The organism is Massilia sp. Mn16-1_5, from assembly GCF_004798585.1.
Classification (GTDB): domain Bacteria; phylum Pseudomonadota; class Gammaproteobacteria; order Burkholderiales; family Burkholderiaceae_D; genus Telluria.
In genome coordinates this window covers 20153-43705 of sequence record NZ_PPXQ01000013.1, presented here as the reverse complement: position 1 = coordinate 43705, position 23553 = coordinate 20153, and the positions used below count along the sequence as shown (strand labels likewise).

Sequence of the window (23553 nt, the reverse complement as noted above, 5' to 3'; positions counted from 1 at the left end):
TTCGCTATCTTTTATTTATTGCAGCTGCCGTCAGGTTGATTACCGCCGGCAAGAATACTTCGGTGACCATCAGCAGGCCTTGATGGCGGCGATAGACACAGCGCCGCGCATGGAAATTTATTCCGCTCACATCAGTTCCCAGCGCTGCGCCCACGCGCGCCAGCAGCGGGTGCCCTTCGCGTAGGCGGGCAAATTCCAATGGCCCGCGCCTGACCTTCGGGTCATAAAACAGGGTGCTGCCGAGCGAGCGTTCCCCTAGCGCCGAGAACAGCGGCCAGTCGCTTGCCGTGGCCGACATCGGCACGACGGTATGGCCGAAGACCACCGGCACGCCGTCGCACAGCAGCAGCACTTCGCGTTCCCAGACCCGCTCGCGGCGCGGCAGGCCGATCGGCCCCGCTTCCTCGAGCGAGCACGGCGCCACCTTCTGGTGCAGGCGCCGCACGCGGAAGGCGTCGCTGCTCGCCATCAGGCGCGCCGTGAGCGAAGCTTTCGTCTCCAGCCAGTCGCGCATCGCCGGCTCCGCGCCGACGGCGCCGGCCTGGCGATGCCACTTCGCCAGGCGCAGCGATTGTCCCCTCACCGAGGCGCGCCTGACCAGTCCACGTCCGGCTGGCAAAAGGCCAGCACTTCGTTGACATACTGCGGAAATTCCGAAATCGCGTGATCGCTGCCCTGGATCACATGCTGGCGCGCACCCTGGTAGTGACTCACCATGTCGCGGTAATCCAGCACTTCGTCGCCGGTGGCCGCGATCAGGAAATAGCGCTCCGGCCTGGTGATGCGCGCCACTTTCAGCGCGGCCAGTTCGTCGATGTATTCGCGCTTGAACTCGAAGGGTTCATCCGAGTGCCAGCTGGTGGTGACGCCGACGTGGTGCTCCAGGTTTTTCAAAGGATCGACCGACGGGTTCAGCAACACGGCCGGCACGTCCAGGCGCTCGGCGAGCCAGGTGGCATAGAAGCCGCCGAGCGAAGAACCGACGATGGCGAGATTGTGCGGCGCATGGCGCTCGGCCAGCAGCAGGGCCAGTTCCATCGCCGCTTTCGGCGAAGCCGGCAGCTGCGGGCAGATCAGGTCGCCTGCGCGGCCGGCCGCCGTCATGCGCTCCTGCATCACCCGCGCCTTGAATGAACGCGGCGAGGAACGAAAACCGTGGAGATACAAAATCATTTCGCCAGGGCCTCGAGCAGCTTCTGGTGCACGCCGCCGAAGCCGCCGTTGCTCATCACGAGGATGTGGTCGCCCGGCTGGGCCGCCTGCACGATGGCCTGCACCATGTAGTCGATCTGGTCGAAACTGTGCGCGATCGTGCCCAGCGGCTTTAATGCATCGGCCAGCGACCAGCCCAGCGCCTGCTGGCTGCCGAAGCCGAACACCAGGTCCGCATCTTTCAAACTGCCCGGCAGCGCGTCCTTCATGGCGCCCAGCTTCATCGTGTTCGAACGCGGTTCCAGCACGGCCAGGATGCGGCCGCCCGTGCCGATACGCTGGCGCAGGCCGCCCACGGTGGTCGCGATCGCGGTCGGGTGGTGGGCGAAGTCGTCGTAGACGGTCACGTTGTTGACCACGCCGCGCACTTCCATGCGGCGCTTGACGCTCTGGAAGCGAGAGAGCGAATCGACGGCTTGCGCCACCGGCACGCCGACGTGGCGTGCAGCCGCGATCGCGGCCAGCGCGTTCGAGCGGTTGTGCTTGCCGGTCAGTTCCCAGTGGACCGTTCCCTGGCTCTCGCCATTAAAGAGAACGTCGAAGCTGGCGCCGCCCGGGTGCTCGACCATCGCCCAGTTCACGCCCTCGGACGAACCAAACGTTTCCTTGTCGCTCCAGCAGCCGCGCTTGATCACGCGTGCCAGCGAGGCTTCGTCGCCGTTCACGACCAGGCGTCCCACGCCCGGCACGGTGCGCACCAGGTGGTGGAACTGGGTTTCGATGGCGCCGATATCCGGGAAGATGTCGGCGTGGTCAAATTCCAGGTTGTTCAGCACGGCCGTCTTCGCGTGGTAGTGCACAAATTTACTGCGCTTGTCGAAGAAGGCGGTGTCGTACTCGTCCGCTTCGATCACGAAGAAGTCCGACTCGGTCTCGCCCTGCAGGCGCGCGGAAATGCCGAAATTCATCGGCACGCCGCCGATCAGGAAGCCCGGCGAGTAACCCGCGTCTTCCAGGATCCAGGCCAGCATCGACGAAGTCGTCGTCTTGCCGTGGGTACCGGCCACGGCCAACACCCATTTTTCACGCAGAATATGTTCACCGATCCACTGCGGGCCCGACACATATGGCAGGCCGCGGTTCAGGATTTCCTCGATCAGCGGATTACCGCGCGTCATCACATTGCCGACCACGTATAAATCGGGATTCAACGACACCTGTTCCGGGCCATAGCCCTGGATCAATTCGATGCCCTGGGCCTCGAGCTGGGTGCTCATCGGAGGATAGACGTTGGCGTCGCAACCGGTAACGCGGTGACCGGCTTCTTTCGCCAGGACCGCCAGGCCGCCCATGAAGGTGCCGCAAATGCCGAGGATGTGAATGTGCATGATTGTGAGGAATAAAGCGAATACGCGATTCTACCCGACGCGATGCCTTTTTCCGTTCAAGAGTATGATCAATGGCATGATGCCAACCCAGAATTATGACCTCCAGCAGTTGCGCGCCCAGATCGCCGCAACAGCAGCGCGCATGATCGCGCAAGACGGCGCCGACTACCCGACGGCGCGTAAAAAGGCGGCCCGCCAGGTACTGGGCGTGGACCAGCCGCAACCCAACCTGATGCCGGACAATGCCGAGATCGAGGACGAGGTGCGGCGCTATTTGACCCTGTTCGGCGGCGCGGCCCATGCCGAACGCCTGCAGGCGCTGCGCGAAACGGCTTTACAAGTGATGGATGCGCTGGCCGACTTCCGCCCGTATCTGACCGGCGCCGTGCTGAACGGCACGGCCGGCGAGCACGACGACATTCACCTGCAACTCTTCGCCGACAGCGCGAAAGAGGTCGAGATCTTCCTCCTGAACCGCAACGTCAATATAGACATCTCGGAAACCCCGCACTTCAAGGGCGCGAGACACGACCCCGTTGAAACGGTGAGCTTCCTGTGGCATAAGGAAGCCGTGCACGCCGAGTTGTATGATTTTCATGATCTGCGCGGCGCACTGAAACCCCGCGGCGACGGCCGCCTGCAGCGTGTCGACGCCGCCGGCCTGCGCGCCCTGATGACAACCGATCAATCCCTGGAACAGGACGAATGAAGAAGAACAAGAAGCTGGGCGCGCTGATCGCCGTGGCAGTGATTTTTTGCACCCTTGGCGTCGTATTCGGCAATAAAACGCAACCGGTCGCGGCCCCTGCTGCTGCGCCTGCCGCCGCTCCTGCCGCCGTGGCCGATGCCGGCCCTGTCGCTGGTTTCTATGGGCAAACCCTGAACGACCTGTCCGGCAAGCCGCAAGCGCTGGCCCAATGGAAAGGCAAACCCCTGCTCGTGAATTTCTGGGCCACCTGGTGCGGTCCCTGCGTGCAGGAAATGCCGGAGCTGTCCGCCATCGCCAATGAAGAAGCAGGCAAGCGCTTCAATGTGGTCGGCGTCGGCATCGACTCGCCCTCGGCCATGAGCGAGTTCGCCACCAAGCACAACATCAAATACCCGCTGTATGTGGGCGGCATGGGCGGCACGGAACTGTCGCGCGCCTTCGGCAATACGAATGGCGGCCTGCCGTTTACGGTCTTGATCGGTGCCGATGGGCAAGTGCGCAAGACCTATCTCGGCAAGCTGAAGTTCGACGAGCTGAAAGCCGACCTGGCAGGGCTCTAGCGCTCGCGAACGGTCGTTCTTTTCCGATCTCCGCTCAAGTCGCAGGTATCCACAGAGAATTTTATCGCTTGCCAATAGCGGACGTTGGCGGCAAAATGCGACACTTTCGAGCATAGACTCTAGAATACAATGGCGAAAAAGCTACTGCTGCTCAACGGTCCCAACCTGAATTTATTGGGCACCCGCGAGCCTGCGGTGTACGGCGCGGCAACGCTGGCCGACATCGAAAGCGCAGCCACGGCTCAGGCCGAGGCTGCGGGCGGGTCGCTTTCCTGCTTTCAGAGCAACCATGAAGGTGCGCTGATCGACCGCATCCACGCCGCCCGTACCGAGGGCGTGGATGCGATCGTCATCAATCCTGGCGGACTGACCCATACGAGCGTGGCCTTGCGCGATGCGCTGGCCGCGGTGGCGATTCCGTTCATTGAGGTCCATATCTCAAATATTTATCAGCGCGAAGAATTCCGTCACCACTCCTACCTGTCGGGACTGGCCCGCGGCACCATCTGCGGACTCGGCATCGACGGCTACCGGTTTGCGATCGACTTCGCGCTTAAATAGCATTAATCTACGACAACTTCACGCAACATCCTCGGCTGCGCCTTCTTTTTGCGCGCTGATTTACTCTTCTAATACACAATAATTCCAAGGGGTTTCACATGGATCTACGTAAACTCAAGACTTTGATCGACCTCGTCGCTGAATCGGACATCGCTGAACTCGAAGTGACCGAAGGCGAGAGCAAGGTCCGCATCGTCAAGTCGTCCGCCGCGCCCCAAGGCCAGATGGTCATGATGCCGCCTGCCGGCATGCAGCAATATTCGGCGCCTGCCCCTGCCGCCGCTCCTGCTGCCCCAGCCGCCGCCCCTGCCGCGCCGGCCGTGGCCGCCGAAACCGGCCACGTGGTGAAATCGCCGATGGTCGGCACCTTCTACCGTTCGTCGGCGCCAGGCGCACCGGCCTTCGTCGAAGTGGGCGCCAACATCAAGGAAGGCGACACCCTCTGCATCATCGAAGCGATGAAGCTCCTGAACGAAATCGACGCCGACGTGTCCGGCGTGGTGACCAAGATCCTGGTGGAAAATGGCCAGCCGGTCGAATTCGGCCAGCCGCTGTTCGTGATCGGCTAAGACCTCCCCCGGCCGTGACTTCTTCCCGGCCGCATGATCCCGAACCCAAGCCGGCGCACGACGCCGGCTCTCTCATACACCGAAGCTAACCATGTTTGAAAAAATTCTTATCGCCAATCGTGGTGAAATCGCGCTACGTATCCAGCGCGCATGCCGCGAAATGGGCATCAAGACGGTGGTCGTCCACTCGGAAGCGGACAAGGACGCCAAGTATGTGAAGCTGGCCGACGAGTCCGTTTGCATCGGCCCGGCCCAGTCTTCGCTGAGCTACCTGAACATGCCGGCCATCATCAGCGCCGCCGAAGTGACGGACGCAGAAGCGATCCACCCCGGCTACGGCTTCCTGTCGGAAAACGCCGACTTCGCCGAGCGCGTGGAAAAGTCGGGCTTCGTCTTCATCGGCCCGCGTTCCGATTCGATCCGTTTGATGGGCGACAAGGTCTCGGCCAAGCAGGCGATGATCCGCGCCGGCGTGCCTTGCGTGCCGGGTTCGGATGGCGCCCTCTCGGACGATCCGAAGGAAATCATCCAGACCGCGCGCAAGATCGGCTATCCGGTCATCATCAAGGCGGCCGGCGGCGGCGGCGGACGCGGCATGCGCGTCGTGCACACCGAAGCGGCCCTCCTGAATGCCGTGCAGATGACCAAGACCGAAGCCGGTACCGCCTTCGGTAATCCGGAAGTCTATATGGAGAAGTTCCTGGAAAATCCACGTCACGTGGAAATCCAGGTGCTGGCCGACGAACACAAGAATGCCGTCTGGCTGGGCGAACGCGACTGCTCGATGCAGCGCCGCCACCAGAAGGTGATCGAAGAAGCACCGGCGCCGGGCATCCCGCGCAAGCTGATCGAAAAGATCGGCGACCGCTGCGCCGAAGCCTGCCGCAAGATCGGCTACCGTGGCGCCGGCACCTTCGAATTCCTGTACGAAAACGGCGAGTTCTACTTCATCGAGATGAACACCCGCGTGCAGGTCGAACACCCGGTCACCGAAATGATCACCGGCATCGATATCGTGCAGGAACAGATCCGTATTGCCTGCGGCGAGAAGCTGCGCTTCAAGCAGCGCGACATCATGCTGGCCGGCCACGCGATCGAGTGCCGCATCAACGCGGAAGACCCGTTCAAATTCACGCCGTCGCCGGGCCGCATCACCGGCTGGCACCCGCCGGGCGGTCCTGGCATCCGTGTCGATTCGCACTCGTATGCGGGATACTATGTTCCACCTCATTACGACTCGATGATCGGCAAGGTAATTTCCTACGGTGCTACTCGGGAGCAAGCCATCCGCCGCATGCAGATCGCGCTCTCGGAAATGGTGGTCGAGGGTATCCTCACCAACATCCAGCTGCACCGCGAACTGATGGTCGATGCCCGCTTCATCGAAGGCGGCACCAACATCCATTACCTGGAGCAGAAGCTGGCCAACCGTCCCGACACGAAAGTCGTCGTGAATCCTGAGAACAAGGCTGACGCATGAGCTGGACCGAAGTCATCATCGAAATCGCACGCGAGCACGCCGAGGCCCTGTCGGACGCCTTGATGGAAGCGGGCGCGCTGTCGGTTTCGGTGGAAGACGCCGACGAAGGGACGGACCAGGAAAAGCCGCTGTTCGGCGAACCTGGCATGGAACCGACCGAAGCGGCCTGGGACCACAGCCGTGTCGTCGCGCTGACCGACACCGATGCGGACCAGGCTGCCATCGTCGCCGAAGCTGCCGCTGCCATCCAGCTGGCTCAAGTCCCGGCCTTCACCACCCGCGCAGTGGCGGATGCCGACTGGGTGCGCCTGACGCAGTCGCAGTTCGAGCCGATCCACATCGGCACCAACATCTGGGTCGTGCCGAGCTGGCACGAGGCTCCCGATCCTGACGGCTTGATTCTCGAACTCGATCCTGGTCTCGCCTTTGGCACCGGCAGCCATCCGACCACCCGCCTGTGCATGGAGTGGCTGGAAGCCCATCCGAAGCCGGGTAAATCGGTGCTGGATTACGGCTGCGGTTCCGGCATCCTGGCGATGGTCGCCAAGAAGGTCGGCGCCGGCGACGTGGCAGGGGTCGACATCGACCCGCAGGCGATCGAATCGGCGCGCGCGAACGCAGAACGCAACAACTGCGAGATCGCCTTCTACGTGCCGGACGAATTCGCCGTCTCGCCGAACGAGCGCCATGCGAAGGGCCAGTTCGACATCGTCGTCGCCAACATCCTGTCGAGCCCATTGAAGCTGATGGCGCCGATGTTGTCCGGCCGTGTGGCGCCGGGCGGTTCGCTGGTGCTGTCGGGCGTGCTGGCGCGCCAGGCCGAGGAAGTGGCCGCCGCCTACGCACCTTTCATCAAGCTGGGCGTCTGGGCCGAGCAGGACGGCTGGGTCGCCCTTCACGGGACGCTTGGCCAGGACACGGTACCGGCCCCGCGCTCCCCAGCCTAAGGAGAGCGCATGGCGCTTGCCACCCAATGCCCCCACTGCGGCACGATGTTCCGGGTCGCCTCGGACCAGCTCAAGCTACGTGGGGGCATTGTCCGTTGCGGCTCCTGCCAGGAGATCTTCGATGGCAGCGCCACCCTGGTCGACCTCGATGCGCTGCCGGCCAAGGCGCCGGTAGCGGCCAAGCCGGAACCTGCTCCTGCGCCTGCCGCGCCTGAAGCCGCTGTTTTACCCGAACCTGCACCCACCCCCGAACCGGAACCCGCTCCTGCGCCGGTCGAGGCTTCCATCGAACCACCCTCCCCCGCCATCCCCGAAGACGAGCCGCTGGCGCCGCTCGAAGTCGCCGTCGAGCTGCCGAATTTCGACGACCAGCCGGTCTACACGCTCGATTTCGATCACACCTTCGATCCGTTCGGGATCCTGCCGAAAGTCGATGCGCCGGAAGCGGCCGCGCCCGAGCGTCTGGAGCCGGTGCTGATCGAGGTCGGCACGGAGCTGGCGGACAAAACGCCGAGTGCGTCCACTGAAGACGCGATCGAGGAGCCGCCGCAGCCGGTGCTGCCGCCCTGGTCGCAGCTGTTGAAAAATCCCGAGCCGGTAGTGGAGGCAGCCGCACCGGAGCAGGCTTCCGATGCGGAGCCGCCGGCCCCGGAGCCGGCACTGCCGCCGGTGCAGGACAGCCGCATCGAACCGGTCTTTGACTTGCCGATCGACGAGGAACTGGTGGCTGCGCCCCTGCCCGGCCACGAGCCTGAAACCGAACCGGCCGCGCCCGAGCCGGCGCCGCCCATTAAAATGCCTGCCGCCGACGCGCCGCCGCCCCTGCTGCGCGAATCGACCGCGAGCGTCGTCACGCCGCCGGCCGCCGCCCATATCCCCCCGGTCGCGCGTACGCCGGCCGCCAAGCGCGCCGAAAAGGCGGCCGCGCGGCGCTCCAAGCTGACCCCGACCCGGATCGAGCCGCAGCCGAAACTGCGCGCGGCCGAAATCGACGAGCCCGAGTTCGTCAAGCGCGGCCGCCAGCAGGAGCAAAGCGGCCGCACGCGCAAGATCGCGCTGATCGCGGGCAGCATCGCCCTGCTGGTGCTCCTGTTCGCGCAGGGCGTACTCACCTTCCGCAACGCGCTGGCCGCGCGCTACCCGGCCGCGAAACCCGCCCTGGTCTCGAGCTGCGCCGTATTCGGCTGCCGCGTCGAGCTGCCGGCCCAGGCCGACAACCTCGCCATCGAAACCGGAGAATTGACCACCCTCGGCGGCGGCGCCTATTCGTACACCACCGAACTGCGCAACACGGGCACGACGGCCCAGGCCTGGCCCAGCCTCGAGCTCGCGCTCCTTGATGCCAACGACAAGCCGCTGGTGCGCCGCGTCTTCGCGCCGCGCGACTACCTCGGAGCCGACAGCGCGCTCCCGAACGGCATCGCGCCCCGCACCGAACACGCCATCAAGCTCCACTTCCGGGTGGACGACCTGAAACCCTCCGGCTATCACATCGCCGTCTTTTATCCCTAATCGCATATGACCCAAGCCACCCTGATCTGCGGATCGCTCGCCTTCGACAAGATCATGCAGTACCACGGCCGCTTCGCCGAAACCCTGCTGGCCGACCAGCTGCACCGCGTAAACGTGTCCTTCCTGGTGCCGACCCTGCGTACCGAATACGGCGGCTGCTCGGCGAACATTGCCTACAATTTGAAACTGCTTGGCGGCGAACCGCTGATCATGGCGACCCTCGGCCAGGACGGTGCCGACTACCTCGAGCGCCTGCGCAACTTCGGCATCAAGACCCGCGCCATCAAGACGATCGGGGACGCCTACACGGCCCAGTGCTTCGTCACCGCCGACCAGGACAACAACCAGATCAACGCCTTCCACCCGGGCGCGATGCAGTTCTCGCACGAGAACAACGTCGCCGACCAGGGCCCGCTGCGCCTGGCGATCATCGCCCCGGACGGCCGCGACGGCATGCTCAAGCACGCACGCGACTGCGCCGCCCAGGGCGTGCCCTTCATGTTCGACCCGGGCCAGCAGCTGCCGATGTTCAGCGGCGAAGAACTGTTGACCTTCATTGACCAGGCCACCTACCTGGCCGCCAACGACTACGAATTCGAGATGGTGATGGACCGCACCGGCCTCACCCTGAACGAGATCGCCTCACGCCTGGACGCGCTGATCGTCACCCGCGGCGAAAAGGGCTCCGAGATCTACGCCGGCGGCGAACGCCACGACATCCCGGCAGTCCCGGCCAGCGCCATCGTCGACCCGACCGGCTGCGGCGACGCCTACCGCGCCGGCCTCCTGTACGGCATCGCCCAGGGCTACGACTGGCCCACCACCGGCCGCCTCGCCAGCCTGCTCGGCTCCATCAAGATCGCCCACCAGGGTGGCCAGAACCACAGTTTTACTCCGGCCGAGATCGAGAGCAAATTCGAGTCCGCCTTCGGCTACCGCTTCAAATAAACGTGACGCCGGTTCGTAGGGTGGGCATGCCCACCGTTACGCACGTTGAACTCGGCCGGCGGCTCGAATGAATCACGCGATCCACAAAAAAAAATGGGCAGCCTCCGCTGCCCATTCTCACATCGGCACCACCATCTTCAAATCGGCACGACAATCCGCAGCAGATACAACGCAATCTGCAACAACAACACCGCCACCAGCACCGACAGATCCAGCCCACCGATCGGCGGCACCACCTTGCGGATCGGCCGCAGCAGCGGATCGTTCAGCGCATGCACGAAGGGCGCCAGCGGCGCATGCGGATTGACCCAGCTGAAGATCGCCTCGATGATCAGGAGCGCGATGAACCCGTAAATGATCCACTTCACGAAGCGTCCCAGCGCCAGCAGGAACACCTGCTCGGCCGACGCCCCGACGATGAACAGGATCGAGGTCGCCAGCAGCACCACCAGGAAGGCGCCGATCAGGCTTGCCCAGTCATAGCCGCCCGCCCCCGGCACGATGCGGCGCAGGGGTTTGACCAGCCAGTCAGTGAGCGTAAAGGTGAACTGTGCCACCGACGACGGCGGACGCACGCGGATGGCCTGCATCCAGAAGCGCAATAGCAGCACCCCGCCCAGCACGCTGGCAATGGTATCGACGATCAACTGAAGAATGGGCACGAGAACTCCTTGAGATAAAAAAAACCGCTGTGTGAAGGCTTCACACAGCGGTATTTTGCCCTAAAGCGGGCCAGACCGGATTACGGACGGCTGCTGGTCGGGAAAGGCCATGCGGCGGCTGGTGCCAGCACGGTCTTCGCGGCTGGTGCCGGTGCGGCCGGCTTGGCTTCCGCTGCCTGGGCTGGCTTGGCTTCGGCGCTCGCTTGCGGCACTGCCGAAGCTTGCTTGGCAGCTGGCTTCTTGGCCGCAGCCTTCTTCGCTGCAGGCTTGGCTGCGGCTTCCGGCTTGGCTTCGGCCTTCACTGCGGCTGCCGGTGCTGCAGCCGCCTCTGGCTTGGCTTCGGCCTTGGCGGCTTCCGGCTTCGCTTCGGCCTTCATGGCTTCCGGCTTGGCTTCTGCTTTGGCAGCTGGCTTGGCAGCGGTTTTTGCTGGCGCTTTGGTAGCGGTCTTGGTAGCGGCAGCCTTGGCTGGAGCTGGGGTGGCAGTCTTAGCGGCTGACTTGACCGGCGCCTTCGTGGCAGCGCCTTTCGCTGGTGCTTTGGCAGCGGTCTTGGCGGCGCTCTTCGCTGGTGCTTTGGTTGCAGTCTTGGCTGCCGACTTGGCCGGTGCCTTGGTTGCGGTCTTAGCGGCCGACTTGGCGGACGGCTTCGCAGCCGTCCCCTTCGATGCCGACTTGGCAGCGGTCTTTGCCGGTGCCTTCGCTGCCGATTTCGCTGGTGCCTTCGCTGCCGACTTGGTCGCTGCTGCCTTTGCTACTGGCTTGGCGGCTGCGGTTTTCTTGGCCGCTGGCTTGGCTGCTGCTTTGGTCGCGGTCTTTTTAGCCGCTGGCTTGGCTGCGGTCTTGGCGGCTGGCTTAGCGGACGCCTTCGCAGCCGTCCCCTTGGTTGCGGTCTTCTTGGCCGCTGGCTTGGCTGCTGCTTTGGTCGCGGTCTTCTTCGCTGCTGGCTTAGCTGCTGCTTTGGTCGCGGTCTTCTTCGCTGCTGGCTTAGCTGCAGCTTTGGTCGCGGTCTTCTTGGCCGCTGGCTTGGCCGCTGCTTTGGTCGCGGTCTTCTTGGCCGCTGGCTTGGCTGCTGCTTTGGTCGCGGTCTTCTTGGCCGCTGGCTTGGCGGCTGCCTTGGTTGCAGCTGCCTTTGCTACTGGCTTGGCTGCAGCTTTCTTGGCTGCCGGCTTAGCGGCGGCTTTCTTAGCAGCTGGCTTGGCTGCCGGCTTGGCGGCGGCTTTCTTAGCAGCTGGCTTGGCTGCCGGCTTGGCGGCTGCCTTCTTTGCTGCTGGTTTTGCTGCCGGCTTGGCGGCGGCCTTCTTCGCTGCTGGTTTAGCTGCAGCCTTCGCTGCAGGCTTGGCGGACGTCTTCGCAGACGTCCCTTTCGCCGGAGCTTTAGCGGCTGCCGACTTGGTTGCGGTCTTCGCTGCCGACTTCGCGGCTGGTTTTTCTGCGGCTGCAGACTTTGCTGCTGGTTTCTTAGCGGCTGTTGCCATTTTAGTTCTCCTTCTCTGCGATGAGAAAATACGCTACAAGGTTGAAACCCGTCCGTCCGACATGGCCGAGCGGGTTATTCATCGGCATAAACCTGGATGGTTACTGCCAATGAATCCGGCACCAGCTGAACTGCTGCAACTCCTCACAATTGCAGCGCTTCAGCCAACGACGACGGGACACCTGCTCCATTACTTAGCTGCGCTTTCACATCGCTGCCCTTACGAGCACGAAAAGAAAAAGCCGCCTTGCCTGATGACGATCAGGCAGTGCGGCTTGTTCTTTTCGTTACGCTTATGTGCATGCTGGCTTGAATCAGCGTCCCATTACGAAAGTCTCGAAGCTCGTTTCGCGCCGCATTTGCTGTCGCATTTGCTACGCTGCCGAGCCTGTTTCGACTCCCTTTTTTCGATCGGTTTTGTCTGCCTGAGAGCATGCGAAAAAAGCCATGTTCACGTTTTGACAAATTCAATCACGTAAAGTACACGAAAACCTTGTCACTCCGCAACCCACGCACAACAAATTCGTAGCTGAATCGCGATTACAACAAGCCCGGCGCAGGAACTCCGAGCCGATCCGACACATCTCCATTTCAAAGCGCGCCTTATTCCATCAGGCTCGCTTTGAAATGGCCGCTCCTCGCGCGCAGCGTTGCGCTTCGACGCGCAAAAACTACCTGTCCCCACCATTTCAATCGTGCGCACCCACGCATCCTGCCATCACGGCCTGCGCTTTCATCTCCGCTATCTGCTTTGACCATCGACGTCGCCATATGTCCCATCGCATCGCACACATGGTCGCCACATGTTCGATGCGGACGAAAAAAAAGCCCGATGATTTCTCATCGGGCTTCTCTATTGAGAGCAGGCTGGAATCAATCCCAGTTCAGCGCACCGCCGGTCTGGTACTCGGTCACGCGCGTCTCGAAGAAGTTACGCTCTTTCTTCAGGTCGATCATTTCGCTCATCCATGGGAATGGATTTTCTTCGGCCGGGAACAGCGGATCGAGGCCGATCTGCACGGCGCGGCGGTTCGCGATGAAGCGCAGGTAGCCCTTGAACATGGTGGCGTTCAGGCCCAGCACGCCGCGCGGCATGGTGTCTTCGGCGTAGCGGTATTCGAGTTCCACGGCCTGCAGGAACAGGGCCTTGATCTCGTCCTTGAAGGCCTGGGTCCACAGCAGCGGGTTTTCCATCTTGATCGTGTTGATCAGGTCGATGCCGAAGTTCACGTGCATCGACTCGTCGCGCAGGATGTACTGGTACTGCTCGGCGGCGCCGGTCATCTTGTTCTGGCGGCCCAGCGCCAGGATTTGGGTGAAGCCGACGTAGAAGAACAGGCCTTCCATCATGCAGGCGAAGACGATGATCGACTTGAGCAGGGTCTGGTCGGCTTCCAGGGTGCCGGTCTTGAAGTCAGGGTCGGTCAGGACGTTGATGTACGGGATCAGGAACTGGTCCTTGTCGTGGATCGACGGGATCTCGTTGTAGGCGTTGAAGATCTCGCGCTCGTCCAGGCCCAGCGACTCGACGATGTACTGGTAGGCGTGGGTGTGGATCGCCTCTTCGAAAGCCTGGCGCAGCAGGTACTGGCGGCATTCCGGGGCCGTGATGTGGCGGTAGGTGCCCAGCACGATGTTGTTGGCGGCCAGCGAGTCGGCGGTGACGAAGAAGCCGAGGTTGCGCTTGACCAGGCGGCGCTCGTCTTCCGAAAGGCCGTTCGGGCTCTTCCACAGCTCGATGTCGCGCTGCATGTTCACTTCCTGCGGCATCCAGTGGTTCGCGCAGCCGGCCAGGTACTTGTCCCAGGCCCACTTGTACTTGAATGGCACCAGCTGGTTGACGTCGGTCTGGCCGTTGATGATGCGCTTGTCGTCCGCGTTGACGCGCTTGGCGACTTCGGCGGCGGCGGCTTCCGGCTGGGCGCCGGCTTGCGGTGCGCGCGCTACCGGCGCGCTGCTTGGTTCATCGTCCCATGACAACATGATTGTTCCTCTTGAATTCTTTGACGGCAGCGCCCGGCACTCGGCCGGGCGTGGTTATTTAGTTAAATCGGCTTATTGGCAAGCTTCGCACTCGTCGAAGCCGGCATCGCCCGGACGCAGGTAGCAGGCCGCGCCTTCCACCACATCCGGAGCCGCCGCAGGAGCCGCAGCCGGGGCTGCGGGGGCCGCGTGACCGGCCGCCAGGCCGCCCGAGACCGGCACCGCGTTCAGCGCGCCGGTGCGGGTGGTCGACTTCTCCATGTGCGTCGCCGCGATGGTGCGCAGGTAGTAGGTGGTTTTGAGGCCACGCAGCCACGCGAGCTTGTAGGTTTCATCCAGCTTCTTGCCCGAGGCGCCGGCCATGTAGATGTTCAGCGACTGCGCCTGGTCGATCCACTTCTGGCGGCGCGAAGCCTGCTCGACCAGCCACTTCGGCTCGACTTCGAAGGCGGTGGCGTAGATGTCGCGCAGGTCTTGCGGCACGCGGTCGATCTTGCTCAGCGAACCGTCAAAGTACTTCAGGTCGGCGATCATGACCTCGTCCCACAGGTCGCGCGCCTTCAGGTCGCGCACCAGGTAGGAGTTGATCTCGGTGAATTCGCCCGACAGGTTCGACTTCACGTACAGGTTCTGGAAGGTCGGCTCGATGCAGGCCGAGACGCCGATGATGTTCGAGATCGTCGCGGTCGGGGCGATTGCCACGCAGTTCGAGTTACGCATGCCGAACTCTTTGATGCGATTGCGCACCACGGTCCAGTCCATCGATTCGCTGGTGTCCTGCTCGAGGTAGCCGCCGCGCTCTTCCGCCAGCAGCTTGATGGAATCTTGCGGCAGGATGCCGCGGTCCCACAGCGAACCTTCGTACGATTCATAACGGCCGCGCTCTTCGGCCAGCTCGGTCGAGGCGAGATACGCGTAGTAGCAGACGGCTTCCATCGACTTGTCGGCGAATTCCACGGCCTTGTCCGATGCAAACGGCACACGCATCATGTGCAGGCAGTCCTGGTGGCCCATGATGCCCATGCCGACCGGACGGTGGCGCAGGTTCGAATTACGGGCCTTTTCGACGGCGTAGTAGTTGATATCGATGACGTTGTCGAGCATGCGCATCGCGGTGCGGATCGTCTTCTGCAGCTTGACGTGATCCAGGCCATCGCCCTTCATGTGCTGCGGCAGGTTCACCGAGCCCAGGTTGCAGACGGCGATTTCGTCGGCGCTGGTGTTCAGGGTGATCTCGGTGCACAGGTTCGACGAGTGCACGACGCCGATGTGCTGTTGCGGCGAACGGATGTTGCACGGATCCTTGAAGGTGATCCATGGGTGGCCGGTTTCGAACAGCATCGACAGCATCTTGCGCCACAGGTCGAGCGCTTCGATCTTCTTGAAGACGCGCAGTTCGCCGCGCTCGGCCTTGGCTTCATAGGCCAGGTAGGCGGTTTCGAAAGCCTTGCCGACCAGGTCGTGCAGGTCCGGCGTTTCCGACGGGGTGAACAGGGTCCAGTGGCCCTTTTCCATCACGCGCTTCATGAACAGGTCGGGAATCCAGTTCGCCGTGTTCATGTCGTGGGTGCGGCGGCGGTCGTCGCCCGTGTTCTTGCGCAGGTCGAGGAATTCCTCGATGTCCATGTGCCAGGTTTCCAGGTAGGCGCAGACTGCGCCCTTGCGCTTGCCGCCCTGGTTCACGGCGACAGCGGTGTCGTTGACCACTTTCAGGAACGGAACCACGCCTTGCGACTTGCCGTTGGTGCCCTTGATGCGCGAACCCAGCGCACGGACCGGGGTCCAGTCGTTGCCCAGGCCGCCGGCGAACTTCGACAGCAGCGCGTTTTCTTTAATAGCGTCGTAAATGCCTTCCAGATCGTCGCCCACCGTCGTCAGGTAGCACGAGGACAGCTGCGAGCGGCGGGTGCCCGAGTTGAACAGGGTCGGCGTGGAGCTCATGAAGTCAAAGCTCGACAGCAGGTTGTAGAACTCGATGGCGCGCTCTTCGCGCTCGCTTTCGCGCAGGGCCAGGCCCATCGCGACGCGCATGTAGAAGGCCTGCGGCATCTCGATGCGGGTTTCGCGCACGTGCAGGAAGTAGCGGTCGTACAGGGTCTGCAGGCCGATGTAGCCGAACTGCAGGTCGCGGTCGGCCACGATGGCTTTCGCCAGGCGCTCGAGGTCGAACTTGCCCAGCTCTTCGTCGAGCAGCTCGTTGGCGATGCCCTTGGCGACGTATTGCGGGAAATAGGTGAGGTATTCGGCGGCGGCCTTCGCTTGCGGCACTTCCTTGCCGAAGACTTCCTTACGGATGGTGTGCAGCAGGATGCGGGCCGTGACCTGGCTGTAGGCCGGATCGGTTTCCATCAGCGCGCGTGCGGCCAGGATGGCCGACTTGTGCAGTTCCTCGACCGGCACGCCGTCGTACAGGTTGCGCAGGGTCTCGGCGACGATGGCGTCGGCGTCGACGTGCTTTTCCAGGCCGGCGCAGGCGGCGTTCACCAGGGCGTGGACGTCGTTCACGTCCAGCGGCAGGCGCTGGCCGTTGTCGACCACATGGATCTGCGGCGCAGCCACGTGCGCGGTGCCCGCGGCTTCCTTGGCGGCGCGGCGCTCTTCCATCTGCTTGGCGCGGTACAGCACGTAGGCGCGCGCGACATCGTGTTCGCCCGAGCGCATCAGCGACAGTTCCACCTGGTCCTGCACATCTTCGATGTGGAAGGTGCCGCCGTTCGGCTGGCGGCGCATCAGGGCGGCGACCACGTTATTGGTCAGCTCTTCCACCAGTTCGCGGATGCGGGCCGAGACGGCGCCCTGGCCGCCGGCGACCGCCAGGAAGGCCTTGGTCATCGCGACCGAGATCTTGTTCGGCTCGAAAGGCACGACGGCGCCGTTACGGCGCAGGATGCGGTAGTCGGCGCGCGCGGCCAGTTCGGCGGCCTTGGCCGTGCCATTGGCCGTTCCTGGTGCCGCGTGCGGGTGGATGGAAATGTCTTGAGAAGTCTGCATGGGGCCTCCAGGAAGGGCAGTCGGGCTGCCGCCTAATGTCGATCGATTGCCCGCGAACGGGCTGCCGGTTATTTACAAAATGTTCAGGCAAAACGAGCCCCGGCCAGCCTGGAGACCAGGCTGGACAACGCTGCCGCCGATGGATTTAAAATTGCTTGGAGCAAATATAGGCAACTCTATACGATTGTTGCCTTGCTACACAAATATCTTTGATGCTTGAGTCCGCTACCACTAGATCTAGTGCCGTGGTTTGACAATGGACTAATTGTAGTACTTGGCCGCCGCAAGTCGCAAGTGAATAAATTTTCAAATCCGGGTGTTTTTTACGACCCGAACTCTTGACTTCCCGCCGCTGGACATCGAATGCGCCGTCGCCGGTAAGCGAGCACTAACCTGCTGCTCAAGGCTTGATCAGCCAGCCGTGGCCCTGCCCAATCGGAGTGCAAGGCGCACCATTTTGCACTGGCGAAAAGGCAACGCTTTTTGACAAGACCGGGGTTGAGATGACACAAACTCAGGTCGTGGCGGCCGGCGCAGGTGCCGGTGCGGGCACGCAGGCATTCGTGCCGGCATCCCACTGCCCGCCCGACTTGCGGCAGGCGTCGGCGGCTTTTTCGTGGCGCATCCACATGAAGGTCGCGATCAGGGCGATCGCGAGGGCGGCATAACGTAAGAGTTTCGGCATGTTCAATTCTCCGGAGCCTGGATGTCGAGTTTTTGCATCTGGTAACGCAGCTGCCGTACGCTGATGCCGAGCAGGCTCGCGGTGCGGGTGCGGTTGAACTGGGTCTGCTGCAATGCGCGCTGGATGATGTCGCGTTCGACCTGCTCCAGGTAGGCCGGCAGGTCGATCGGCAGCGAAGCGGGGCCGAGCGGTGTCGCTTCAGGCGCGACCGGTGCCGCTGCGGGCATCGGTGGCGCGGCGGCCGGCGTCGGCGGTGTCGCCACGACCGGCGGCTCCACACGCGCCGTCTCCGCCACCCGTGCCGCCTTCAAGGACAAATCCTCGACCTGGATCACGCCGTCGTTGGCAAAGGCCAGCGCCCGCTCCAGCACGTTTTCCAGTTCGCGCACATTGCCCGGGAAGGAATACGCGCGCAGGGCATCCAGTACGCCCGGTCCGAGCGAGGCGCCGCCAGGCCCGGCCAGGCGCGCCAGGATGGCGTTCGCCAGTACGGGCAGATCGTCGAGCCGCTCGCGCAGCGGCGGCAGCGCCAGTTCGATCACGTTCAGGCGGTAGAACAAGTCCTGGCGGAAGACCCCGGTCTCGACGCATTTCGCCAGATCCTTGTGGGTGGCGCTGATGATGCGCACGTCCACCGGTTCCTCGGCGGTGGCGCCGATCTTGCGCACGCGCCGCTCCTGGATCGCGCGCAGCAGCTTCACCTGCATCGCCAGCGGCAAATCGGCCACCTCGTCCAGCATCAGGGTGCCGCCGTTCGCGGCCTGGAAGAAGCCGTCGCGCTCCTCCCCCGCGCCCGTAAAGGCACCCTTGCGGTGGCCGAAGAATTCGGACTCCATCAGGTTTTCCGGGATCGCGCCGCAGTTCACGGCCACGAAAGGTTTCGACGCGCGCGAACTCTGGGCGTGGATCTCGCGCGCGGCCAGTTCCTTGCCGGCGCCGGATTCGCCGGTGATCGCGATCGGCGCCATCGAGCGCGCCAATTTGCCGATCTGGGCGCGCAAAGCCTGCATCGCCTGCGAATTGCCGATCAGGCGCGAGCCGGTCGAGCCATCGCCCTGCGCGGCTTCGGACGGCGTTTCGGACAGCTTCAGCGCCGAGCGCACCATCACGCGCAACTCGTCCAGCACGACGGGCTTGGAGACGTAGTCGAAGGCGCCGGCCTTCAATGCCACCACCGCGTTCTCGGCGCTGCCGAAGGCCGTGATGACGGCGATCGGGGTCTTGCTGCTGCTCGCGACTTCGCGCACCAGTTCCAGCCCGAGGCCGTCGGGCAGGCGCATGTCGGTCAGGATCAGCTGATACGCGTTGTCGCCGGCCAGGCGGCGCGCTTCGCGCAAAGTGGCCGCGCAATCGACGTCCAACCCCATTTTCAGGAGCGTGATCTCCAGCAGTTCGCGCAGGTCGGCTTCGTCGTCGACGACCAGGATGCGGGGTGAAGCCATGGACTCCTCTATATTAAACGCTGCTGCCCGCCGCCTGCGGCTGGGCGAAGGTGATGACGAAACGGCCGCTGGCCTTGCGCGGGCCGAGCGCGCTCGTATCGAATCGCGATTCGTAATCCAGTTTAGCGCCATTGTTCAGACACAGCTCGCGCGCCAGGTACAGGCCCAGGCCTGTGCCCTTGCTCGAGGTCGTATAGAACGGTTCGAACAGGTGGGCGCGCACTTCCGGCGTGATGCCGGGGCCGTCGTCCTGGACGTGCAGTTCCAGCGTGCCGAAGGCGTCGAGCTCGGGCCAGATGCGGATGCTGGCCGGCTGGCGGCTGGCGTAGCGGATCGCATTGCCCAGCAAGTTCACCAGCACCTCGCGCAAATGCAGGGCGTCGAAGCGCACTTCGATCGCCCCTGCCCCGCCCAGCCAGACCATCTCCTCCGGCAAGCCATGGGTCTCGCAGAACTCGGTTTTTAACTCTAGCAGGAACGGCGCCAGCTGCACCGGTTCCGCATACGGCTGGGCCTTGCGCGAGAGCTGCAGGATATCCTCGACCATGCGGTTCACACGCGCCACGTTGTCGCCGATGATCTTGAGCAGCCGCACCTCGGCCTTGCCGTGCAGATCCTCCGCCAGCAGGGCCGTGGCGTGGCCGATCGCCGACAAGGGGTTCCTCACCTCGTGCGCGATGCTGGCCGTCAGGCGGCCCATCGACGCCAACTTGAGTTGCTGCGCCTGGTTTTCGATGGCGCTGACGTCCTGCAGGAAGATCACGCTGCGCGCCGGAGCCCCGCCGCCGGCGGCGACGCTGGCAAAGCGCAGCTTCAGGTGGGCCGGCTGGTCGCGCCGCGCGCGCGGGCCGGCCTCTCCCACCGCCGTCTCCTGATAGGGTTTTAATATGACCCAGGCTTCGTCCGGCCCCGCCTCCCCGGATACCGGCTCGACGGCGGCCAGGGCCGGCGTCGCCGCCGTTCCCATCCAGGCCGCGAAGGCCTGCGCCACCGGCTCCAGTCCGGGCAGCGCGTCCAGCTGCAGGCCGGCTGCCGCTTCCATGCCGAGCATGCGCCGCGCCGCCGGATTGGCCGTGTGGATGCGGCCGTCGGTCCCGACCACCAGCACGCCGTCGCCGACGTCGGCGATCACGATCTCGTTGATCGCTTGCTGCACCTGCAGGTCGGCGCCGCGCTGGGCCGCCAGCTCTTCCTGCCCGATCAGGCGCGCCGCCAGCCGGTTGACCAGCCAGACGACGGAGAAAAAGGCGATGCCGTACATCCCCGCCTGCATCAGGGCCGGTTCGCCCTCGCGTGTGAACAGCTGCCAGGTCGCCTCGAACAGGACGAACAGGGTCGCCAGCGCCGCCGAGAACAGGGCCGGCACCAGCGGCGCCAGGATCGCCGCGCCCGCCAGCGGGAACAGATACAGGATGCCCAGGCCGCTGCGTACGCCGCCGGCGGCCAGGTAGAGCAGCGAGATGATGGCCAGGTCGACGGCGATCTGGCTGGTCAGCTGGACCGCGAATCGGCGGCGCCAGGACAGGGTCAGTGCCCCGAACACGAGGGCGGCGCCTAAATAGAAAAAGCAGATGCGCGCATACGCGGGCGAGGCCTGGGCGCCGCCGTCGCGCACGTCGAAGGCCAGATAGAGCATCAGCACCAGCGCGATCACGATGCGCGTGACGGTCAGCGCCCCCAGCGAGCGCCAGAAGGTCGCGCGCGAGTGCGTGGACAACACCTGCCAGCCGGTCTTCAAAGCCGGGTGTTAGCCGGCAGGTGGGCCGGGCTGCAGTAGTCGCGCCCGTCCGCGTGCAGCGCTTCCGAAGCCGGGAAATGCAGGCCGCATTGGGCGCAGCTGGTCATGTCCTCGATGGCCGGCGCAGCATGCGGCCGCTGCGGCTGCTGTTGTGCCGACATGTTCATCTCCTGCTTGCGCAGGGCCGCGCGCAGTTTCGAGCGCAGGGCGAAGAAGACCAGCGCCAGCAGGGCGATCCAGAATACGATGCGGCTCATGCAATTCCCCGGTGGAGCACGACTTCAAGGACAAAACGGCTGCCGACATAGGCCAGCGCCAGGGTGGCGAAGCCGGCCAGCGTGAAACGCAGCGCCGTCTTGCCGCGCCAGCCGCGCAGGTAGCGCCCGGCCAGCAGGGCCGCGAACAGGATCCAGGACAGCAGCGCGAACACGTTTTTATGGTCCCAGCGCAGGGCGCGGCCGAACAGCTGTTCCGAGAACACCACGCCCGACAGCACGGTAAGGCTGAGCAGGACGAAGCCGATCCAGATCAGGCGAAACAGCAGCTTTTCCATGGTCAGCAGGGCCGGCAACTGGTCCAGGGCGCCGCCCAGCCAGGTCCCGCCGGCCGGCACCGCGCGCGCATGCAGGCGCGATTCCTGCAAGGCCATCAGCACGGCGTGGAAGGCGGCGATCGTCAGCGTGCTGTAGGCCAGCACCGCCACCGCCACGTGCCAGCCGAAGGCGCTCGACTGGTTTTGCAAGGGCATGATCGCGCCCGGAAAGACCAGCGGCAGCAGCGCCACGGCGCAGGCGCAGGGCATCACCAGGCGGCGCAGGCCGTCGAGGGCGAAGTTGCGGTTCTCGATCCAATAGGCGGCCACCGACACCCACAGCGCGGCCGAGAGCATGATGGCGAAACCGATGCGCAGGCCGTTCGGTGCGAACGCATCGCTCCACAGTGCCGCGCCGTGCACCGCCCAGGCCAGCGCGGTGACGCCGGAAATGAGGGCGCCCTGACGCGACGGCAACAGGGCGCAGGCCGCGTACAGGATCGCCGCGGCTAAAAAGAGGGTGTTCTGCATAGCGCGAGTCTACACCATCGCGGCATGCGGGTGGCAGGCCCCGGCCCGGCCTGCCTGGCGTTTCAGTCGACGATTGCCATGCGGCGCTCGGCCTGGTGATGCCGCTGCTGCTCTTCCATGACGAGATGACCCAGTTCGCGTTTCAAATCGTTGAACGCGGGCGCGGCCGGGTCGCGCGGGCGCGGCAGATCGACGATCAGGTCGCGCTTGACCGTGCCCGGCCGGTAAGTCATTACGACGATGCGGTCGGCGAGATAGATCGCTTCCTCGATGCTGTGGGTGACGAACAAGATCGTTTTGTTCGTCTCGCTCCAGATGCGCAGCAGCTCGTCCTGCAGGTTGCGCCGGGTCAGCGCGTCGAGGGCACCGAAGGGCTCGTCCATCAGCATGACCGGCGAATCGAGCGCCAGCACGCGCGCGATCGCCACCCGCTGGCGCATGCCGCCGGACAGGTCTTTCGGATAGCGTGCCCGAAACTCGATCAGTCCCAGCATGTTCAACAGCCGCTCGACCGTGGCGGCGATGCGCTCCTTGTCCTGCCCCTCGATCTCGAGGCCGAAAGCGATGTTGCGCTCGACCGTCATCCAGGGAAACAGCGCGTACTCCTGGAAGACCATGCCGCGCTCCGGCCCGGGCCCGACCACCGGCGCGCCATCGACCGTGATCGCGCCGCTGCTGGGCTGCGAAAAGCCGGCGACGGCATTGAGCAGGGTCGACTTGCCGCAGCCCGAAGGGCCGAGCAGGCAAGTGAACTGGCCGTGCGGGATGTCGAGGTGGATGTCCTGCAGGGCCACCACCTGGCGGCGGCCGCTGACGAAGGTTTTATTGACGCCGTCGATGCGAATATGGGCTGCCTTGTCCATGTCAATGCTCCAGGCCGCGGTGCCAGCGCAGCAAATGGTTGTTCAGGCGGTTCATGCCGATGTCGATCGCCAGGCCCAGCATGCCGATGCTGACCATGCCGGCGATGATCTTGTCCGACCAGAAGTACTCGCGCGCTTCGAGGATGCGGTAACCGAGGCCGCTGTTCACCGCGATCATTTCCGAGACGATCACGACGATGAAGGCGGTGCCGATGCCGATGCGTACGCCCGACAAGATGTAGGGCACGGCGGCCGGCAGGATCACGCGCGAGAAAACGGTGCCGGGCCCGGCGCCCAGGCTGCGGGCCGCGCGCAAATAAATGCCGTCGACCTGGCGCACGCCGGCGATCGTATTCATCAGCACCGGGAAGAATGCGCCCAGCGCGATCAGGAACACGGCCGGCGGATCGCCCAGGCCGAACCACAGGATCGCCAGCGGGATGTAGGCGATCGGCGGAATCGGGCGCAGGATCTGCACCAGCGGATTGAACCAGGCATACACCGAGCTGCTGGCGCCCATGCCCAGGCCGAGCGGCAGCGCCAGCCCGGCGCCGATGGCAAAGCCCACCACCACGCGGTACAGGCTGGCCGCCGTATCGACCACCAGTTCGCCAGAGAGCGCCCAGGCCAGCCAGCCGCCCTCCTCCGCCAGCGGCTGCAGCGGCAGCAGGTACTCGACCCACTTGCGCCATACGGCCGCAGGTGCCGGCAGCACCTGGGGATTGACCAGGCCCGCTACGGCGACCCACTGCCAGAGCGCGATGGCCAGGATCGGCACCACCATGCCGACACCGAGTTCACGCCAGTTCCGTTTGTCCATGACGTC

General features: G+C 64.2%; 23 protein-coding genes. 9 read left to right on the top strand and 14 right to left on the bottom strand.

All coding sequences use genetic code 11. The annotated features are described in order from the left end of the window. Positions 1–4: 4 nt before the first annotated feature. The 3 genes from C2862_RS16480 to mpl are packed head-to-tail and all read right to left on the bottom strand — an operon-like array spanning position 5 to position 2540. Positions 5–583, bottom strand: coding sequence for a chorismate lyase (locus C2862_RS16480; RefSeq protein WP_136221227.1), 579 nt, complete (start codon positions 581–583; stop codon positions 5–7). Continuing rightward, entirely contained in the window at positions 580–1173 is a 594-nt protein-coding gene (locus C2862_RS16475; protein ID WP_136221226.1) for a YqiA/YcfP family alpha/beta fold hydrolase, read from the bottom strand. The genes C2862_RS16480 and C2862_RS16475 overlap by 4 nt, the downstream gene beginning before the upstream one ends. Further along, the gene (mpl, locus tag C2862_RS16470) at positions 1170–2540 is read right to left on the bottom strand and encodes a UDP-N-acetylmuramate:L-alanyl-gamma-D-glutamyl-meso-diaminopimelate ligase (RefSeq protein WP_136221225.1); all 1371 of its coding nucleotides are present in this window, start codon (positions 2538–2540) and stop codon (positions 1170–1172) included. Before mpl ends, C2862_RS16475 begins: the two co-directional genes overlap by 4 nt. A 76-nt stretch (positions 2541–2616) precedes the next feature. Here mpl and C2862_RS16465 point away from each other — a divergent pair, with 76 nt between their 5' ends. From C2862_RS16465 to C2862_RS16430, 8 genes are all read left to right on the top strand, one after another. Next, positions 2617–3249, top strand: coding sequence for a hypothetical protein (locus tag C2862_RS16465; RefSeq protein WP_136221224.1), 633 nt, complete (start codon positions 2617–2619; stop codon positions 3247–3249). Beyond that, a complete protein-coding gene (locus tag C2862_RS16460) occupies positions 3246–3809 on the top strand; it encodes a TlpA disulfide reductase family protein (RefSeq protein WP_136221223.1) in 564 nt (187 codons plus the stop codon). Before C2862_RS16465 ends, C2862_RS16460 begins: the two co-directional genes overlap by 4 nt. A gap of 129 nt (positions 3810–3938) precedes the next feature. Beyond that, positions 3939–4370 carry a type II 3-dehydroquinate dehydratase gene (gene aroQ / locus C2862_RS16455; protein WP_136221222.1) on the top strand — a complete coding sequence of 144 codons (432 nt, stop codon included), beginning with the start codon at positions 3939–3941 and terminating at the stop codon, positions 4368–4370. Positions 4371–4468: 98 nt separating this feature from the next. Further along, entirely contained in the window at positions 4469–4939 is a 471-nt protein-coding gene (accB, locus tag C2862_RS16450; RefSeq protein ID WP_136221221.1) for an acetyl-CoA carboxylase biotin carboxyl carrier protein, read from the top strand. 91 nt (positions 4940–5030) lie between these two features. After that, complete coding sequence (gene accC / locus C2862_RS16445) at positions 5031–6419, top strand: acetyl-CoA carboxylase biotin carboxylase subunit (protein WP_136221220.1); 1389 nt, start codon at positions 5031–5033, stop codon at positions 6417–6419. After that, the gene (gene prmA / locus C2862_RS16440; RefSeq protein ID WP_136221219.1) at positions 6416–7366 is read left to right on the top strand and encodes a 50S ribosomal protein L11 methyltransferase; all 951 of its coding nucleotides are present in this window, start codon (positions 6416–6418) and stop codon (positions 7364–7366) included. Before accC ends, prmA begins: the two co-directional genes overlap by 4 nt. A 9-nt stretch (positions 7367–7375) precedes the next feature. Continuing rightward, complete coding sequence (locus tag C2862_RS16435; protein WP_136221218.1) at positions 7376–8878, top strand: zinc-ribbon and DUF3426 domain-containing protein; 1503 nt, start codon at positions 7376–7378, stop codon at positions 8876–8878. Positions 8879–8884: 6 nt separating this feature from the next. Then, positions 8885–9826, top strand: coding sequence for a carbohydrate kinase family protein (locus C2862_RS16430; protein ID WP_136221217.1), 942 nt, complete (start codon positions 8885–8887; stop codon positions 9824–9826). A gap of 137 nt (positions 9827–9963) precedes the next feature. On the opposite strand, the gene C2862_RS16425 is transcribed toward C2862_RS16430, so the two are convergent. Both C2862_RS16425 and C2862_RS25785 read right to left on the bottom strand, forming a co-directional pair. Continuing rightward, on the bottom strand, positions 9964–10488 hold the full coding sequence (locus C2862_RS16425; protein WP_267873535.1) for a YggT family protein: 525 nt from the start codon (positions 10486–10488) through the stop codon (positions 9964–9966). An 80-nt stretch (positions 10489–10568) separates the two neighbouring features. Continuing rightward, positions 10569–10865, bottom strand: a complete 297-nt coding sequence (locus C2862_RS25785; protein WP_168710091.1) for a hypothetical protein — start codon at positions 10863–10865, stop codon at positions 10569–10571. A gap of 121 nt (positions 10866–10986) precedes the next feature. On the opposite strand from C2862_RS25785, the gene C2862_RS25780 reads away from it, so the two are divergent. Continuing rightward, positions 10987–12441 carry a hypothetical protein gene (locus tag C2862_RS25780; protein ID WP_168710090.1) on the top strand — a complete coding sequence of 485 codons (1455 nt, stop codon included), beginning with the start codon at positions 10987–10989 and terminating at the stop codon, positions 12439–12441. A gap of 394 nt (positions 12442–12835) precedes the next feature. Here the strand turns inward: C2862_RS25780 and C2862_RS16415 are convergent, their stop codons facing one another. From C2862_RS16415 to C2862_RS16380, 9 genes are all read right to left on the bottom strand, one after another. Beyond that, positions 12836–13945: a ribonucleotide-diphosphate reductase subunit beta gene (locus C2862_RS16415; RefSeq protein ID WP_210736020.1), complete on the bottom strand. Its 1110-nt coding sequence runs from the start codon at positions 13943–13945 to the stop codon at positions 12836–12838. Between the two features lie 72 nt (positions 13946–14017). Continuing rightward, on the bottom strand, positions 14018–16936 hold the full coding sequence (locus C2862_RS16410; protein WP_136221214.1) for a ribonucleoside-diphosphate reductase subunit alpha: 2919 nt from the start codon (positions 16934–16936) through the stop codon (positions 14018–14020). A gap of 514 nt (positions 16937–17450) precedes the next feature. Beyond that, positions 17451–17621, bottom strand: coding sequence for a hypothetical protein (locus tag C2862_RS25305; protein WP_168710089.1), 171 nt, complete (start codon positions 17619–17621; stop codon positions 17451–17453). A 2-nt stretch (positions 17622–17623) separates the two neighbouring features. Then, positions 17624–19063, bottom strand: coding sequence for a sigma-54 dependent transcriptional regulator (locus tag C2862_RS16405; protein ID WP_136221213.1), 1440 nt, complete (start codon positions 19061–19063; stop codon positions 17624–17626). A gap of 13 nt (positions 19064–19076) precedes the next feature. After that, positions 19077–20801 carry a PAS domain-containing sensor histidine kinase gene (locus C2862_RS16400; protein ID WP_229467473.1) on the bottom strand — a complete coding sequence of 575 codons (1725 nt, stop codon included), beginning with the start codon at positions 20799–20801 and terminating at the stop codon, positions 19077–19079. Continuing rightward, positions 20798–21058 (bottom strand): PP0621 family protein, encoded by a 261-nt coding sequence (locus tag C2862_RS16395; RefSeq protein ID WP_136221212.1) that lies wholly within the window; start codon positions 21056–21058, stop codon positions 20798–20800. The genes C2862_RS16400 and C2862_RS16395 overlap by 4 nt, the downstream gene beginning before the upstream one ends. Beyond that, positions 21055–21864, bottom strand: a complete 810-nt coding sequence (locus C2862_RS16390) for an inner membrane protein YpjD (RefSeq protein WP_136221211.1) — start codon at positions 21862–21864, stop codon at positions 21055–21057. The genes C2862_RS16395 and C2862_RS16390 overlap by 4 nt, the downstream gene beginning before the upstream one ends. A gap of 62 nt (positions 21865–21926) precedes the next feature. Further along, positions 21927–22727 carry an ABC transporter ATP-binding protein gene (locus C2862_RS16385; protein ID WP_136221210.1) on the bottom strand — a complete coding sequence of 267 codons (801 nt, stop codon included), beginning with the start codon at positions 22725–22727 and terminating at the stop codon, positions 21927–21929. Between the two features lies 1 nt (position 22728). Then, a complete protein-coding gene (locus tag C2862_RS16380) occupies positions 22729–23547 on the bottom strand; it encodes an ABC transporter permease (protein WP_136221209.1) in 819 nt (272 codons plus the stop codon). Positions 23548–23553 lie beyond the last annotated feature (6 nt).